Source organism: Neisseria oralis, from assembly GCF_045062685.1.
Lineage (GTDB): Bacteria > Pseudomonadota > Gammaproteobacteria > Burkholderiales > Neisseriaceae > Neisseria > Neisseria oralis.
On the sequence record NZ_JBJGEB010000072.1, the window covers coordinates 1 to 263 of the forward strand.

1 protein-coding gene is annotated in these 263 nt (G+C 39.9%); it reads right to left on the reverse strand.

Annotated elements, in window-relative coordinates:
* Positions 1 to 263: SSURE domain-containing protein (locus ACI43T_RS12115; RefSeq protein ID WP_405387372.1), on the reverse strand; the 263-nt coding region annotated here is incomplete at both ends.

Below are 263 nucleotides of genomic sequence, written 5' to 3' on the forward strand. Positions count from 1 at the left end.
GTTATCCGTCGATCCAGTTAAATCCACCTGAATCATTTTAGTAGCAACCACTTTGCTAGTATCTGCCTTTCCCGAAGAGTCTGCAGCATAAACTTTTACGGTCGCTTCATAATTTTTGCTTCCATTAGCTCGTAATAAATCAAGTAGATTTTGACCTGTCGCTCCATTTGTACCTGCTAAGTCAACTTCATAAAAGTATTTTCCTGATTCAAGACCTGAAATTGGGGGAAGTGCTGGATTTTTAGCTGTTCCATTGTCAGACC